Annotated in this window: 14 protein-coding genes; 5 read left to right on the top strand and 9 right to left on the bottom strand. The window is 68.1% G+C overall.

The features are described from left to right. Positions 1 to 9: 9 nt before the first annotated feature. The 4 genes from AB4Y67_RS01445 to AB4Y67_RS01460 all read left to right on the top strand — a co-directional run bounded on the left by AB4Y67_RS01445 (position 10) and on the right by AB4Y67_RS01460 (position 2,939). Complete coding sequence (locus tag AB4Y67_RS01445) at positions 10 to 1,236, top strand: phosphoglycerate kinase (protein ID WP_441404036.1); 1,227 nt, start codon at positions 10 to 12, stop codon at positions 1,234 to 1,236. 83 nt (positions 1,237 to 1,319) lie between these two features. Then, positions 1,320 to 2,135, top strand: coding sequence for a triose-phosphate isomerase (gene tpiA / locus AB4Y67_RS01450; RefSeq protein WP_441404037.1), 816 nt, complete (start codon positions 1,320 to 1,322; stop codon positions 2,133 to 2,135). Between the two features lie 49 nt (positions 2,136 to 2,184). Continuing rightward, positions 2,185 to 2,442, top strand: a complete 258-nt coding sequence (gene secG / locus AB4Y67_RS01455; RefSeq protein ID WP_441404038.1) for a preprotein translocase subunit SecG — start codon at positions 2,185 to 2,187, stop codon at positions 2,440 to 2,442. A 116-nt stretch (positions 2,443 to 2,558) separates the two neighbouring features. Further along, a complete protein-coding gene (locus AB4Y67_RS01460; RefSeq protein WP_441404039.1) occupies positions 2,559 to 2,939 on the top strand; it encodes an RNA polymerase-binding protein RbpA in 381 nt (126 codons plus the stop codon). A gap of 48 nt (positions 2,940 to 2,987) precedes the next feature. On the opposite strand, the gene pgl is transcribed toward AB4Y67_RS01460, so the two are convergent. The 6 genes from pgl to tkt all read right to left on the bottom strand — a co-directional run bounded on the left by pgl (position 2,988) and on the right by tkt (position 11,256). Continuing rightward, entirely contained in the window at positions 2,988 to 3,794 is an 807-nt protein-coding gene (gene pgl, locus AB4Y67_RS01465; RefSeq protein WP_441404040.1) for a 6-phosphogluconolactonase, read from the bottom strand. Then, a complete protein-coding gene (locus AB4Y67_RS01470) occupies positions 3,784 to 4,725 on the bottom strand; it encodes a glucose-6-phosphate dehydrogenase assembly protein OpcA (protein WP_441404041.1) in 942 nt (313 codons plus the stop codon). Before AB4Y67_RS01470 ends, pgl begins: the two co-directional genes overlap by 11 nt. Beyond that, positions 4,722 to 6,296 carry a glucose-6-phosphate dehydrogenase gene (zwf, locus tag AB4Y67_RS01475; protein ID WP_441404042.1) on the bottom strand — a complete coding sequence of 525 codons (1,575 nt, stop codon included), beginning with the start codon at positions 6,294 to 6,296 and terminating at the stop codon, positions 4,722 to 4,724. The genes AB4Y67_RS01470 and zwf overlap by 4 nt, the downstream gene beginning before the upstream one ends. Before the next feature lie 21 nt (positions 6,297 to 6,317). After that, positions 6,318 to 7,946, bottom strand: a complete 1,629-nt coding sequence (locus AB4Y67_RS01480; RefSeq protein ID WP_441404043.1) for a glucose-6-phosphate isomerase — start codon at positions 7,944 to 7,946, stop codon at positions 6,318 to 6,320. A gap of 5 nt (positions 7,947 to 7,951) precedes the next feature. Further along, positions 7,952 to 9,070, bottom strand: coding sequence for a transaldolase (tal, locus tag AB4Y67_RS01485; RefSeq protein ID WP_441404044.1), 1,119 nt, complete (start codon positions 9,068 to 9,070; stop codon positions 7,952 to 7,954). Between the two features lie 68 nt (positions 9,071 to 9,138). Further along, entirely contained in the window at positions 9,139 to 11,256 is a 2,118-nt protein-coding gene (gene tkt, locus AB4Y67_RS01490) for a transketolase (RefSeq protein WP_441404045.1), read from the bottom strand. 507 nt (positions 11,257 to 11,763) lie between these two features. On the opposite strand from tkt, the gene AB4Y67_RS01495 reads away from it, so the two are divergent. Then, entirely contained in the window at positions 11,764 to 12,726 is a 963-nt protein-coding gene (locus AB4Y67_RS01495) for a heme o synthase (protein ID WP_441404046.1), read from the top strand. Positions 12,727 to 12,856: 130 nt separating this feature from the next. On the opposite strand, the gene AB4Y67_RS01500 is transcribed toward AB4Y67_RS01495, so the two are convergent. Genes AB4Y67_RS01500 through AB4Y67_RS01510 form a run of 3 tightly spaced genes read right to left on the bottom strand, consistent with a single transcriptional unit; the run spans position 12,857 to position 15,583 of the window. Then, the gene (locus AB4Y67_RS01500) at positions 12,857 to 13,801 is read right to left on the bottom strand and encodes a COX15/CtaA family protein (protein WP_441404047.1); all 945 of its coding nucleotides are present in this window, start codon (positions 13,799 to 13,801) and stop codon (positions 12,857 to 12,859) included. A gap of 7 nt (positions 13,802 to 13,808) precedes the next feature. After that, entirely contained in the window at positions 13,809 to 14,618 is an 810-nt protein-coding gene (locus tag AB4Y67_RS01505; RefSeq protein WP_441404048.1) for an ABC transporter permease, read from the bottom strand. Then, on the bottom strand, positions 14,615 to 15,583 hold the full coding sequence (locus AB4Y67_RS01510) for an ABC transporter ATP-binding protein (protein ID WP_441404049.1): 969 nt from the start codon (positions 15,581 to 15,583) through the stop codon (positions 14,615 to 14,617). The genes AB4Y67_RS01505 and AB4Y67_RS01510 overlap by 4 nt, the downstream gene beginning before the upstream one ends. Between the last annotated feature and the right edge of the window lie 23 nt (positions 15,584 to 15,606).

A 15,606-nucleotide genomic window follows, 5' to 3' on the forward strand; every position in this document is an offset into this window, starting at 1 on the left:
GTAAGACTCATGACATTCCACGCCCTCAACGAACTGATCGCTGATGGTGTCCGCGGGCGGTACGTTCTGGTCAGAAGTGACCTGAACGTGCCGCTCGACGGCTCTACAGTGACTGACGACGGCCGCATCAAGGCCTCCCTGCCAGTGCTGACGAAGCTCACGGACGCCGGTGCCCGCGTGCTGGTCACAGCACACCTGGGCCGCCCCAAGGGCGCCCCCGAGGACAAGTACTCGCTCAAGCCCGCCGCCTCCCGGCTGGCCGAGCTCGCCGGGTTCAAGGTTTCGCTAGCCGGCGACACGGTCGGCGAGTCGGCCAAGGAGCTGGCCTCCGCCCTGCAGGACGGTGAAGTACTCGTCCTGGAGAACGTTCGCTTCGACGCCCGGGAGACGTCCAAGGACGACGCCGAGCGGGGCGCGTTCGCGGACGAGCTCGTGTCCCTGACCGGCGACAACGGTGCCTTCGTGGATGACGCCTTCGGCGCCGTGCACCGCAAGCATGCCAGCGTGTATGACGTCGCGACCCGCCTCCCGTCCTACCAGGGCGACCTGGTCCGCACCGAAGTCGAGGTGCTGCGCAAGCTCACCACCGACACGCAACGCCCCTATGTTGTGGTGCTGGGTGGTTCCAAGGTCTCTGACAAGCTCGCCGTGATCGACAACCTCATCGGCAAGGCAGACACCATCCTGGTCGGCGGAGGCATGCTGTTCACTTTTCTCGCCGCTGCGGGCCACAAGGTGGCGGGCAGCCTCCTGGAAGAGGACCAGATCCCGGTCGTGCAGGACTACCTCAAGCGCGCCGCGGACGCCGGAACCGAGTTCGTGGTGCCCACCGACGTCGTGGTGGCCAGCAAGTTCGCCGCCGACGCCGACCACGAAACCGTGCGCGCCGACGCGATTGAAGGCAGCAGCTTCGGAGCCCAGGGCATCGGGCTGGACATCGGCCCGGAGTCCGCAGCCGCCTTCGCGGAGCGGATCAAGGGCGCCAAGACGGTGTTCTGGAACGGTCCCATGGGTGTGTTCGAGTTCGCGGCATTCGCCGCCGGCACCCGGGCCATCGCCCAGGCATTGACCGAAACCGATGCCTTCACCGTGGTCGGCGGCGGCGACTCTGCCGCTGCGGTCCGGACCCTCGGCTTCGCCGATGACCAGTTCGGGCACATTTCCACCGGCGGCGGCGCCAGCCTTGAGTACCTTGAAGGCAAGGAACTCCCCGGCCTGAGCGTCCTGGACCGCTAGAAACCTCCAGCCGGCAGGGCTCCCGGTCCCAGGACGGGGCGCCCTGCCGGCTGTTCCACTGCTACGAACTTTTTGGAGACCACGTGACTACGTCAACGAACGGCAAATTCGACCGCACGCCCTTCATCGCGGGCAACTGGAAGATGAACATGGACCACGTCCAGGGCATCACCCTCCTGCAGAAACTGGCCTGGACCCTGTCCGACGCCAAGCACGACTACAGCCGGGCGGAAGTCGCCGTCTTCCCGCCGTTCACCGATCTCCGCGGCGTCCAGACCCTGGTCCAGGGCGATGAACTCAAGGTCGTCTACGGCGGCCAGGATCTCTCCCAGTTCGACTCCGGCGCCTACACCGGCGACATCTCCGGGCAGTTCCTCGCCAAGCTCGGCTGCAGCTACGTACTGGTCGGGCACAGCGAACGCCGCACCATCCACCACGAGTCCGACGAAGTGCTCAACGCCAAGACCAAGGCAGCGTTCCGGCACGGAATCACCCCCGTGCTCTGCGTCGGCGAAGGCCTGGAGATCCGCCAGGCCGGGACGCACGTCGACCACACGCTCACGCAGCTGCGCGCCGGCGTCGAGGGCCTCACCCCCGAGCAGGCCGCGGAACTCGTCGTCGCCTACGAGCCGGTATGGGCCATCGGGACCGGCGAAGTCGCCGGACCGGACGACGCCCAGGAAATGTGCGCCGCCATCCGTGCCGAGCTCTCCACCCTCTTCGGCTCAGACGTCGCCGGAAAGACCCGCCTCCTCTACGGCGGTTCGGTCAAGGCCAACAACGCCGCGTCGATCCTCAAGGAACGCGACGTGGACGGATTGCTTGTCGGTGGTGCCAGCCTTGACGCCGCCGAGTTTGCTAATATTGTCAGGTTCGAGAGTCACCTGCTGACGGATTAGTCCGGACACTGTTGTGGCCCCCGTAATCCAAATCTTCTGAAAGGCCGTCGTGGACGTTCTTCATGTCATTCTGCAGGTCCTCCTGGGTATCACCAGCCTCCTGCTGACCTTGCTCATCCTGCTCCACAAGGGCCGTGGCGGCGGTCTGTCCGACATGTTCGGCGGCGGCATGAGCTCCGGCCTCAGCTCCTCCGGCGTGGCCGAGCGGAACCTGAACCGCTTTACGATCATCCTCGGCGTCACCTGGGGCATCGTGATCATCGGCCTCGGCCTGATCATGCGTTTCACCGGCGGCGGAGACTCCTAGCACCAATACCGGAAAACTTCATAGGGGTCCTGTGGCCCTGCCCGCATCGGGAACTCCGAACTACACTGTGGCTGATTGCATGCGCATTCCGTCCGCCTAGTAGCCAGGAGTTCCCGATGCTGCATTCCGCCTCCGGATTCCGGGGCATCCGTGTAGGAGCCACCGAAGGGGCCGCGCCCCGCCACGAACCCATCGACGGCGCCGCTGTCCGCACGCCCCGTATCCGCATCACCTACCACTGCGCCAAGGGCCACGAGACCCCGCTGGTCTTCGCCCGGCTACCAGACGAGCAGATCCCCGGGGTGTGGGACTGCCGCCGCTGCGGCGGTACGGCCACCCGGGACGAGGCGCAGTTCGCGCTCGAGGAAATCCCGGTGGAAGGCTTCAAGAGCCATCTGGAATACGTTAAAGAACGGCGCTCCAGCCAGGACGCCGAAGACGTGCTGGCCGGAGCGCTTGAGAGACTGCGGTCCCGGCGGGGCTTCCCGGAGGGATAGCACAGGGGGATAGCACAGGGGGGATAGCACAGCGGGATAGCGGGGCAGCTAGCCCTTCCGGACCAGCTGTTCCGGCACCCGGGAGGCGGCGTTTTCGTCGATCAGCCAGAGGGTCTCGTTCCGTCCCCGCGGACCCGCTGCCGGCACCTGCACCGGGTTCGCCCCCGCGAGGGCCAGCCCGACGGCGCCCGCCTTGTCCTCGCCGGCCACCACCATCCAGATTTCCTCCGCCGTGTTGATGGCAGGCAGCGTCAGGGAAACCCGCAGCGGCGGCGGCTTGGGTGAATTGCGGACTCCCACCACCGACAATTCCTTCTCCCGGATGCCAGCCTGCTCCGGGAAGAGGGAGGCGACATGCGCGTCCGGGCCCACACCGAGCAGGACAATGTCGAAGCGGGGGAGGGCGGCCGGGTGCTCCGGCCGGTCATCAGACATGTCCGCGGCGTGCTCCGCGGCTGCCGCGTCGCTGAGCCGGCGGGCGTAGTCCGCGGCCGCTTCCTCCGGAGTGTCGAAATCCTCGGTGGAGCCGGGCACATGGATCCGCGCAGGGTCGGCGGCGATGAGATCGAGCAGCGCCTCGCGGGCCTGCCTGGCGTTGCGTTCCGGATCGTCCGAGGGTACGAAGCGCTCGTCACCCCACCAGAAGTTGACCTTGGACCAGTCGACCGCGGGCGCCGCCGGCGACTCCGCCACGGCCCTGAGCGAGCCGATCCCCATCGACCCGCCGGTAAGCACCACTGTCGCCTCGCCATGTTTGTCCTGGATGTCCACCAGTTTGGTGATCAGGCGGGCCGCGATGGCAGCCATGAGGACGGTCGAGTCGGGATGGATGCTTACTCTGGGGTCAGCGCTCACTGGGACGGACACTCCTTAGGTTGGTACGTGGAAGTCCAATAGTAATCACTTCGCCGAACACTTCGTCCGGATCGAGGCGGCGCAGTTCCTCGGCGAGACAGTCCTTCAGGCTGCGGCGCGGCAGGGAGATGCGCTGGGCGGGCTGGCCGGGCTGCGTCAGTTCGGCCACGGTCAGCCCGGGCCGGAACAGCTGGATGTCGCCGCCGGTGCGGGTGAGCCGCACCCGCCGGATCCCGGTGCCGGCCGGGTCCGCGACAATCGTCACCGGGGCGTCCAGCGCAAGGGTGAGCCACGCGGCTAGGAGGATGGTGCTGGGGGAGTCCGAGGCGCCTTCGACGGCGACTGCCGTGACCGGTGAACCGTCCACCTGGTCAAGGACCGCGGCCAGCTGGATCCGCCAGTTGGTCAGGCGGGTCCAGGCAAGGTCCGTGTCGCCGGCCTTGTACGTGAGGCGGATGTTCTCCAGTGCCCGTTGCGGATCGGTCTCGTTGGCCGAGTCCGTGATGCGGCGGTGCGCGATCCGCCCGATCGACGTCTCGCAGGCGTTGTTCGGCGCGCCGTGGGGCCACCAGGCCACGATCGGCGCATCCGGCAGCAACAGGGCCGCGACGAGCGACTCGCTTTCCTCCGCGAGTTCGCCGTAGCCGCGGAGCAGGATGACCTCGGAGGCCCCGGCGTCGCCGCCCACCCGGATCTGCGCGTCGAGCCGGGTCGGGGCAGCGGCCCCGGCGTCGGCGAGGACGATGATCCGGCAGGGGTGCTCACGGCTGGCCTCGTTGGCGGCCTCGATGGCCTCCTCTTCCAGCCCGGACTTGGTGACGACCACGAGGGTCAGCACCCGGCCCAGGGCAATCACGCCGCCCTGCTCGCGCAGCGCCATGATCTTCTTGGAAATCTTGGAGGTGGTGGTATCGGGAAGATCTACGATCATGGCCTTCTCCAGGTTCGTCCGTCACGGGCAAGCAACTCGTCGGCGGAGGCAGGTCCCCAGCTTCCGGGCGCGTAGGGTTCGGGCTGCTCGTCCAGGGACGCCCAGTAGTCCTCGAACGGATCCAGGATCTTCCAGGACAGCTCCACTTCCGCGTGCCGCGGGAACAGCGGCGGCTCGCCAAGGAGCACATCGAGGATGAGCCGYTCGTAGGCCTCGGGGCTGGACTCCGTGAACGAGTGTCCGTAGCCGAAGTCCATGGTCACGTCGCGGACTTCCATCTGCGTGCCGGGAACCTTGGACCCGAAGCGGATGGTGGCGCCCTCGTCGGGCTGGACCCTGATCACCACGGCGTTCTGGCCGAAGTCGTCTTCGCCGTGGTCGGTAAAGAGCAGGTTGGGGGCGCGTTTGAGCACGACCGCGATCTCGGTCACCCGGCGGCCCAGCCGCTTCCCGGCGCGCAGGTAGAACGGCACTCCGGACCAGCGCCGGGTGTTGATGTCCACCCGGATCGCGGCGAACGTCTCCGTGGTGGAGTCGGCGGGGATGCCGTCCTCTTCGAGGTAGCCGACGACCTGCTCGCCGCCCTGCCAGCCACCGGTGAACTGCCCGCGGGCCGAGTGCGTGGAGAGGTCCTCGGGCAGCCGGACGGCGGCAAGGACCTTTTCCTTTTCGGCGCGCAGGTCATCGGCGTTGAAGGAAATCGGTTCTTCCATCGCGGTCAGCGCCAGGAGCTGCAGCAGGTGGTTCTGGATGACGTCGCGGGCCGCGCCGACGCCGTCGTAATACCCTGCCCGGCCGCCGGTGCCGATGTCCTCGGCCATGGTGATCTGGACGTGATCCACGTAGTTGGCGTTCCACAGGGGCTCGAACAGCTGGTTCGCGAAGCGCAGCGCCAAGATGTTCTGCACCGTCTCCTTGCCCAGGTAGTGGTCGATCCGGAACACGGCGTCCGGCGGAAAAACCGACTCGACGATGTCGTTGAGCTGGCGCGCCGACTCCAGATTGTGGCCGAACGGCTTTTCAATCACCACACGCCGCCACTTGTCGCCCTCAGCCTGGGCCAGGCCGTGCTTGGACAGCTGCCGGCAGACCAGCTCGAACGCGTTTGGCGGGATGGAGAGGTAGAACGCATGGTTGCCGCGCGTTCCCCGCTGCTCGTCGAGTTCGTCGATGGTTTCACTCAGCCGCTTGAAGGCGTCGTCGTCGTCGAACTCACCCTGCACGAAGCGGATGCCCTCGGAGAGCTGCTTCCACACCGTTTCATCAAAGGGGGTGCGGGCGTAAGCCTTGACGGCTTCCTTGACCTCGGCCGCGAAGTCCTCGTTGTCCCAGTTGCGCCGGGCGAAGCCCACCAGGGCGAAGCTCGGCGGCAGCAGCCCGCGGTTGGCCAAGTCGTACACGGCCGGCATGAGTTTCTTGCGCGCGAGGTCCCCCGTGACCCCGAACAGGACCAGGGATGACGGTCCCGCAATACGGTTCAGGCGCCGGTCCCGCGGGTCCCGGAGCGGATTGCGCCCAGACCTTCCCGAACGCGTCGGGGACGTGCGGCCGCCGTTGAGTTTTTCTGGCATGGTTACGTTGGTGCCTTACCTTTAGGTGGAGGGGACTGCCTGGCCGGCCAGCGTGGAGACGAGGTCCTGCAGCTGGCGGACGCCGGCTGCGCGGTCCGTGAGGTGCAGGCGGAGGACCGGACGGCCGTGGTCGGAAAGCACCTGCGCGTCGCCGGCGGCCTGGGCCGAGATCAGCTCGCCGAAGGTGAAAGGACGGTCCGGGATGGCGAGGTCGGTGGCGGCCGCGGCCGTCACCTGCAGGAAGACGCCGATTGCGGGTCCGCCCTTGTGGAACTGACCGGTGGAGTGCAGGAAGCGCGGGCCCCAGCCGAACGTCACCGGGCGACCGGTGACGGCGGCCAGCTGGTCCCGCACACCCTCCAGGGGGGCGTAGGCGAGCCGGTCGAAGTACGCCTGGACGCTCAAGTAGCTGTCCGGGCCGAGCTCGCCCAGCAGGGCGGTGACTGCCCCGGCGGCGGTGTCCGCGGCGCCGAGCCAATCCCCGCCGCGGACCTCGATGGCACCGTCGGTGAAGGCTGCCGGCGTCGGCTCCGGCTGGGCGTCCAGCAGTCCGCGGGCGGCCACCTTGGCGGCCTCGACGTCGGGCTGGTCGTACGGGTTGATGCCGAGCAGGCGCCCGGCCACGGCGGTGGCGAACTCCCACGTCATCATCTGCGTGGGCAGGCCGCCGGCGATGGCGACCTCATTTTCCCCGAGTTCGACGTCGGCGTCCGCGGCGACGAGGCGGACCACCAGGACGTCGGCTGCACCGAGGGTGGCCTCCGGCGACGCGGGTCCGGCAACGACCGGCAGCACGCCGGTACCGAGCTTGCCGGTGGATTCGGCGATGAGCTGTTCGGCCCAGTCGGCGAAGCCCTTGATGCCGGAGCCGTCCTCGGCGATGACGATCTTGTTGCGCAGCGGGTTGGTGCCGCCCAGCGCCGCGCCGAGGGCGAGGCCGATGTTCTCCTCGCCGTCCTCGTTGAGGACCTCGGCTGCCTCTTCCGCTTCGTCCAGGAAGGCCTGGATGTCCACGCCGGCCAGGCCGCACGGCACGATCCCGAACGCGGTGAGCGCCGAAAAGCGTCCGCCGACGTTGGGATCGGCGTTGAAGACGGCGCGGTAGCCGGCCTCCCGGGCGGACTTGTCCAGCGGCGAGCCCGGATCGGTGACGATGATGATCCGGCTCTTCGCGTCGAGACCCGCCTCGGTGAAGGCGTGCTCGAAGATCCGGCGCTGGGAGTCCGTCTCCACGGTGGATCCGGACTTGGAGGACACCACGATCGCGGTTTCGGCCAGCCGGTCCGCGAGGGCGGCGGCCACCTGGTCCGGATCGGTGCTGTCCAGCACTGTCAGCTCGACGCCGGCGGTTCCGGCGATGACCTCTGGGGCCAGCGAGGATCCGCCCATGCCGCAGAGGACAATCCGGCTGACGCCCTCGGCGCGCAGGGCGTCACGCAGTGCCAGGATGTCCGCCACGAGCGGCTGGGAGACGGTGGCCGCCTCGACCCAGCCCAGCCGGACGGAAGACTCGGACTCGGCGTCGGGGCCCCACAGGGTGGGGTCCTTGGCGAAGATCCGGGTGGCGACTTTGTCTTCCAGCAGGGCGGGCAGGTGCTGTTCGTGGGCCAGGCGGGCGGCGCCCGTGGCGTCGTAGCTGAGAGTGGTCATGGGGACTATGCGCCCTTCCGTGCAGCGGCGAGGGCTCCCTCGACGTCGGCCAGCAGTTCCTTCCAGCTTGCCACGAACTTGTCGAGGCCTTCGGACTCGAGCACCGCGACGACCTCGTTGTAGGAGATGCCGAGGGCATCGAGGGCGTTCAGCGTGGCGTTGGCGTCGTCATAGCCGCGGGTGATCGTGTTGCCCGTGACGGTGCCGTGGTCGAACGTGGCGTCGAGGGTCTTCTCCGGCATGGTGTTCACGACGCCGGGCGCCACGAGTTCCGTGACGTAAAGGGTGTCCGGGTAGGCCGGGTCCTTGACGCCGGTGGAGGCCCACAGCGGGCGCTGGGGGAGCGCCCCGGCGTCGGCGAGGAGGGCCCAGCGTTCGGTGGAGAACAGCTCCTCGTAGACCTGGTAGGCGAGGCGGGCGTTGGCCACGCCGGCCTTGCCCTTGAGGGCGCGGGCCTCGTCGGTGCCGATCGCGTCGAGGCGCTTGTCGATTTCGGAGTCCACGCGGGAGACGAAGAAGGACGCCACGGAGTGGATCTTGGAGAGGTCGTGGCCGTTGTCCTTGGCCTGCTCCATGCCGGACTGGAAGGCGTTGATGACGGCGCGGTAGCGTTCCAGCGAGAAGATCAGCGTGACGTTGACGCTGATGCCCTCGGCCAGGGTGGCAGTGATGGCCTCGAGGCCTTCCAGGGTTGCCGGGATCTTGATGTGGACGTTGTCCTTGCCGACCTTTTTGTACAGGTGCTTGGCTTCGGCGATGGTGCCGGCGGTGTCCCAGGCCAGGCGCGGGTCAACCTCGATGGACACGCGGCCGTCAACGCCCTTGGTGGCGGCTGCCACTGGAGCGAAGAGTTCGCAGGCGTCGGCGACGTCGGTGGTGGTGATTTCGAAGACGGTCTCCTCCACGGTGGCGCCGGCCGCGGCCTGGGCCGCGATGATGGCGTCGTAGTCGTGGCCGGTGGTGATGGCGGCGTGGAAGATGCTGGGGTTCGTGGTGACACCGACAACGTTCTTCTCTTCGATCAGCTTGCGGAGCGTTCCGGTGGCGAGGCGGCCGCGGGAGAGGTCATCGAGCCAGATGGAGACGCCGGCGTCGGACAGCTGCTGGGTGGGGGTGGTGGTCATGGGTAACTCCTGAAGTCTGGGGCCGCCGCCATCAGTAGGGCGGCGGCCCGGAAAGTGGGAAGTCTGGGTCAGGCCGGGAGGCCCGCGAGGGAATCCTTGGCTGCGGCGGCGACAGCCTCCGCGGTGATGCCGAATTCCTGGAACAGGCGCTTGTAGTCCGCCGAGGCGCCGTAGTGCTCAAGGGAGACGGAACGGCCGGCGTCGCCGACGAATTCCCGCCAGCCCAGGGAGAGCCCGGCTTCGACGGATACCCGTGCCTTGACTGCAGCCGGGAGCACCGCTTCACGGTAGGCGGCGTCCTGCTTGTTGAACCACTCGACGCACGGCATGGAGACGACGCGGGTGGGGATGCCCTCGGCCTGGAGCGCCTCACGGGCGTTCACGGCCAGCTGGACCTCGGAACCGGTGCCGATCAGGATGACCCGGGCGTCGGCGGTCTTGCCGTCGGCCGAGGCCTCGGCCAGGACGTAGCCGCCCTTAGCGACGCCGGCGGTGGAGCCGAACGTGTCGCCGTCGGCGTCGCCGGTTCCGCGGGCATACGTGGGGATGTTCTGGCGGGTCAGCACGATGCCGGCCGGGTTCTCGTGGTTCTCGAGCATGACCTTCCAGGCGGCCGCGACCTCGTTGGCGTCGCCGGGCCGGACGACGTCCAGGCCCGGGATGGCACGGAGCGAGGCGAGCTGCTCCACCGGCTGGTGGGTCGGCCCGTCTTCGCCGAGGCCGATCGAGTCGTGCGTCCAGACGTACAGCGACGGGACTCCCATGAGGGCGCCGAGGCGGATCGCCGGGCGCTGGTAGTCGCTGAAGATCAGGAAGGTGCCGGAGAACGCGCGGGTGCGGCCGTGCAGGCTGATGCCGTTGACGATCGACGCGGCGGCGTGTTCGCGGATGCCGAAGTGCAGCACCCGGCCGTAGGGGTTGCCCTTCCAGGCATCCGTGGAGCGGGAGACCGGGATGAACGACGGCGAACCCTCGATCGTGGTGTTGTTGGACTCGGCGAGGTCGGCCGAGCCGCCCCACAGCTCCGGCATGACCGGGCCGATCGCGTTCAGGACCTTGCCGGAGGCGGCGCGGGTGGAGACGTCCTTGCCGGCCTCGAAGACCGGGAGGGCGGCGTCGAGTTCGGCCGGAAGCTTGCGGGCCTCGACGCGCTCCAGCAGGGCCGCCGCCTCGGGGTTGCCGGACTGCCAGGCCTCGAAGGCCTCCTGCCACTCGCTGCGGGCGGCCGCGCCGCGGTCCACGACGGCACGGGCGTGGGCCAGGACGTCGTCGTCGACCTGGAAGGAACGCTCCGGGTCGAAACCGAGGACCTTCTTCAGGGCGGCGACTTCCTCGGACCCGAGGGCGGAGCCGTGGATCTTGCCCGTGTTCTGCTTCTTCGGGGCCGGGTAGCCGATGATGGTGCGCAGCGAGACGATGGAGGGCTTGCCGGTCTCGGCCTTGGCGGCCAGCAGGGCCGCGTGCAGTTCCTGCACGTCCTCCTTGTACTCCCCGGTGCGGGTCCAGTCGACGCGCTGGACGTGCCAGCCGTAGGCCTCGTAGCGCTTCAGGACATCCTCGGTGAAGGAGATGTCGGTGTCGTCCTCGATCGAGATGTGGTTCTCGTCGTAGATCACCACGAGGTTGCCGAGCTCCTGGTGCCCGGCGAGCGAGGACGCCTCGGACGTGACGCCTTCCTGGAGGTCGCCGTCGGACGCGATGACCCAGACGGTGTGGTCGAACGGGCTGGTGCCCTCGGCGGCGTCGGCGTCGAACAGTCCGCGCTGGCGGCGCTGCGAGTAGGCGAAGCCGACGGCGGAAGCGAGGCCCTGGCCCAGCGGGCCGGTGGTGATTTCGACACCCTTGGTGTGCTTGTACTCCGGGTGGCCCGGAGTCAGCGAGCCCCAGGTGCGCAGCGCCTCAAGGTCTTTCAGTTCCAGGCCGTAACCGGAAAGGAAGAGCTGGATGTAGAGCGTCAGGGAGGTGTGGCCGGGGGAGAGGACAAAACGGTCCCGTCCCAGCCAGTCGGGGTTCTTCGGGTCGTGCCGCATCAGCTTCTGGAAGAGAAGGTAGGCGGCCGGAGCCAGGCTCATCGCGGTACCGGGGTGGCCGTTGCCGACCTTCTCAACGGCATCGGCGGCCAGGACGCGGATGGTGTCCACGGCGCGCTGGTCCAAGCTGGTCCATGTCAGTTCTTGCTCTTCCAAATGTGGCACGAAAACCGGGCCCCTCTCTGTGCTGACGGCGGGCGGTATGGTCCGTCCCGTCCGGGGCACAGTTCGGTGCCCGCTGCGGTACGTACCAGCCGTTCACCATCGAAACGTTGATCTATCATTCAGTCGCGTGTGCACTTGCACAACTGCAGATGCTGCAGCCACCAAGGCGGCCGGATATAGCTGCGGCCCGTGCACGCTGATCTGCTGACAGCTTAGCCCCATTCCACCTGCCAGGCGCTGTATATCTCACCAATTGGACGGGTTTTACGCTTATATGAATCACCGGTAGCCGCGGCGGCAGTGAGCCCGCGTTAATCTGTTCGAATCATGCCTGTGCGGCGGTGGCATGCCCGGGAGCGGCCGTCCCGTGCCTGCACGGTATGATGGTCAGTGGCTACCAACGGGGGCGAGGGACACGCCTGTGCGCTGCGCGTGGACCCCCTCGATATGCAACCCGCGTTGCGGAACCAGCCGGACTGAACAGCCAGACAGAACAGAGTGACTGCCACCGTGAGCACAACAGATACGCCGCTGACCGCTTCGACCACCCGCGGAAGAACCGGTTTCTCCCGCAAAGCCAAGGCCTATCTGGCGCTCACGAAACCCCGCGTCATCGAACTCCTGCTGGTCAGCACTTTGCCCACCATGATCTACGCGGAGCGCGGCTTCCCGTCGATCGGCCTGATCCTGGCAACCCTCGTGGGCGGCGCGTTTGCCGCCGGCAGCGCGGGCGCGTTCAACTGCTACCTCGACCGCGACATCGACAAGCTGATGCACCGCACGGAGAACCGGCCCCTGGTTACGGGTGAGGTCACCCCGCGTGAAGCGCTGGTCTTCTCGTGGCTCCTGGGCGCGGCCGCGATCGCGATCCTCTGGTTCGGCGCCAACCCGCTCTCAGCCTGGCTTGGACTCGGCGCGATCGTCTTCTACGTCGTCATCTACACCATGATCCTCAAGCGCCGCACGGCGCAGAACATCGTCTGGGGCGGGGCGGCCGGCTGCTTCCCCGTGCTCATCGCCTGGGCCGCCGTGACCAACACGGTGGAATGGCCCGCCATCGTCCTCTTTATGGTGATCTTCCTGTGGACCCCGCCGCACTACTGGCCGTTGTCCATGCGCTACGGCGAGGACTACCGCAACGCCAACGTGCCGATGCTTGGCGCGATCGCCGGGGCCAAGGTCGTCTCGGTGCAGGTGGTCCTGTACGCCTGGGCCATGGTGGCGTGCTCGCTGCTGCTGGTTCCGGCCGGCGGCGCAGGCTGGGTCTACACCGTCACCGCCGTGCTCGCCGGCGCCTGGTTCCTCTACGAGTCGCACGCGCTGTACAACCGGGCGCAGGCCGGCGACGTGTCCAACAAGGGCGCCATGAAGGTCTTCCACGGCTCCATCAGCTACCTGACCCTGCTCTTCATCGCCCTCGCCGTGGACCCGTTCGTCGGCTCCGCCATCATGGGCGGCTGACCAGCCAGCCACGGGGCCCTGAGCCGTCACACCCGGCACAAACAACGCGGGGTCAGATACCGCCCATCCGGACGCCCGGAATGGACCGTATCTGACCCCGCGTTGTTTGTGTGGCGCTACTTGGGTGTGCCTACTTGGCCGGGCTGCTGCGGGCCAGGTCGGCGGCGTTCGTGGCCGCGCTCATCAGCAGGGCGGCCGCGAGCATGTGCGCCCCGACCAGGAGCGCCGGGATGCCGTTGTAGTACTGGGTGAACCCGATGACGGCCTGCAGCACGGTGATGCCGAGGAGCAGCATGACGGCGGTGCGGAACGGGCCGGTGATCCGGTCGCGGAGGACGAGGTACAGCGCGAACAGCGTCCCGGCGGTGACGAGGTAGGCCGGGACGGCGTGGATGTGCGAGAACAGGTCCCAGTCCAGGTTGTTGCGCGGGGCGTCGGCGTCGCCGGCGTGCGGGCCGGCGCCGGTGACCACGACGCCCAGGCACACGGCCAGGGCGGAGAACAGCGCGACGGCGGACATGAGCGGACGCGCCACGCCCGGCAGGGCGGGCAGTTCAGCCACCCGGAATTTCCCCGTCCGCCCATAAGCGCGGTTCACCAGGAGGGTCGCCACGACCACAAGGGCCATGGAGACCAGGAAGTGCAGCCCCACCACCCAGGGGTTCAGCTGGGTCAGCACGGTGATGCCGCCGATGATGGCCTGGGCCGGGATGCTGGCAAGCAGCCCGAGAGCGAGCAGGAAGAGGTCGCGGCGCTCCTTGCGGAGGTTCCAGAGGTAAACCAGCATCGCCACGGCGATGGCGGCCAGGGCGAACGTCAGGAGGCGGTTGCCGAATTCGATGATGCCGTGAATCCCCATTTCCGGGGTGTTCACCAGCGAGGAATCCGTGCAGCGCGGCCAGGTGGGGCAGCCCAGGCCGGAGGCGGTGAGGCGGACGGCGCCGCCGGTCACTATCAGGAGGGTCTGGCCGATCAGGGACAGCACCGCCAGCCGCTTCACCGTCTTGTCGACGGTGACGGGCAGCCAGGCGATGTTCCGGGAAGCGGTCCGGGGAGGGCGGGAGGCCGTGCTCACAGTTTTCTCAATTCCATTTGAACCAACGGGTTGCTGCGCCGCCGGCAATCGCCGTCCAGAGCAGCAGGACAAGTACGGAGACAGGGTTGACGGTGCCGGACAGGAATGCTTCCCGCATTGCCTGCCCCAGGGCGCCGGACGGCAGGAACTGCACGATCGCCTCCAGCAGGGCAGGCAGACGCTCGGCCGGGACCACGATCCCGCCGAGGGCACCCAGCAGGATCCACAGCAGGTTGGTGATGGCCAGGGTCGCTTCCGGCCGGACGGTGCCTGCCACCAGCAGGCCAAGCGCCGTGAAGGCGGCGGCGCCCAGCACCAGCAGGGCGAGTGCCGGGGCCCAGCCCTGCGGATCCGGCTGCCAGCCCAGCACCAGGGCCACGGCCGTGACCACGAGCACCTGCAGGAACAGCACCGCGAGGACCGCGAGGATCTTCCCGGCGATCAGCCCGGTGCGGCCCAGGGGAGTGGTGGAGAGGAAACGCAGAACCCCGTAGCGGCGGTCAAAACCGGTGGAGATGCCCTGTCCGGTGAAGGCCGTGGACATCGCACACAGCGCAAGGATCCCCGGCACGGCAACATTGATCCGGCTCGCGCCGAACCCGTCCAGCACGGGGGTGACGGTCAGGCCCACCATGGCCAGCAGCGGAAGGACGATTGCCAGGATCAGCTGTTCGCCGTTCCGGAGCATCGTGACGGTCTCGTACCTGCCCTGCAGCAGGATGCGCCGCAGCAGCGTGGCTGGCGCACCGCCAAGGGGGCGGGACGGCGGGGCGCTGCCCGAAGGCGCGTTCCCCAGCGCGGCGCTGTCGCGGGTCATCGGATCTCCCTTCCGGAGATGTCGAGGAAAACGTCTTCCAGGCTGCGGGCCTCAAGGCTCAGCGAACGGGGCATGATTCCCCGGGCCGCCCACCACGCGGTGATCGCGGCGAGGTCGGCCGGGGTCAGCGCGCCGGTGGCGGCATAGCTTCCCGCCCGCGCTTCGGTGACGTCGACGCCGTCGGGCAGCACTCCGGTGAAATCCAGGCCGGGATCGGCCTCGAAGAGCAGGGTGCGGACGTGCTGTTCCCCGGCCTCGGGCGGCAGGGGGTGCTGCAGCAGCTGCGCCACTGTCCCCTCGGCCACATTGCGGCCGGCGTCAATGATGTAGACGTAATCGGCGAGGCGCTGGGCGTCATCCATGAGGTGTGTGGTCAGGACGATGCCCATGCCGCTGTTCCGCAGTTCGGAGATGAGTTCAAACACGAGTTGGCGCGACTGCGGGTCCAGGCCGGCGCTCGGCTCGTCGAGGAAAAGCACCTCGGGGTTGCCCACCAGGGCGGCCGCAAGCGCCAGCCGCTGCTTCTGCCCGCCGGAAAGCCGCCGCACGGAGGTCCGGTTGAAGGCATCGATGCCAAGGCGGTCAACAAGCTCCCCGACCGGCCAGGGGTCCTGGTACATGCCGGCAATATGCTTGAGCAGCGGGATGGGACGGGCCGACGGCGGCAGCCCGCCGTCCTGCAGCATCACCCCGACGCGGGCCCGCAGCCCGGCCCCGGCCGTGTCCGGGTCCTCGCCCAGGAGGCTGATGCTGCCGTGGGTGCGTTTCTGGAGCCCCTGGGCGCATTCGATGGTGGTGGTTTTGCCGGCACCGTTGGCTCCCAGCAGGGCTGTCACCTGTCCGCGTTCGGCGACGAGGGAAAGGCCGCTGACCACACGCAGCATTTTGCCGTCGAGGGTGGACAGTGGACCTACATCCTTGACTAGCCCGCTGATGGACAGGACGGGGGATTCGGGGGATCGCACCACAGCATTCTACGGGATGTAGT

It is taken from the genome of Arthrobacter sp. YAF17 (assembly GCF_052113365.1).
Taxonomy (GTDB): Bacteria; Actinomycetota; Actinomycetes; order Actinomycetales; family Micrococcaceae; genus Arthrobacter.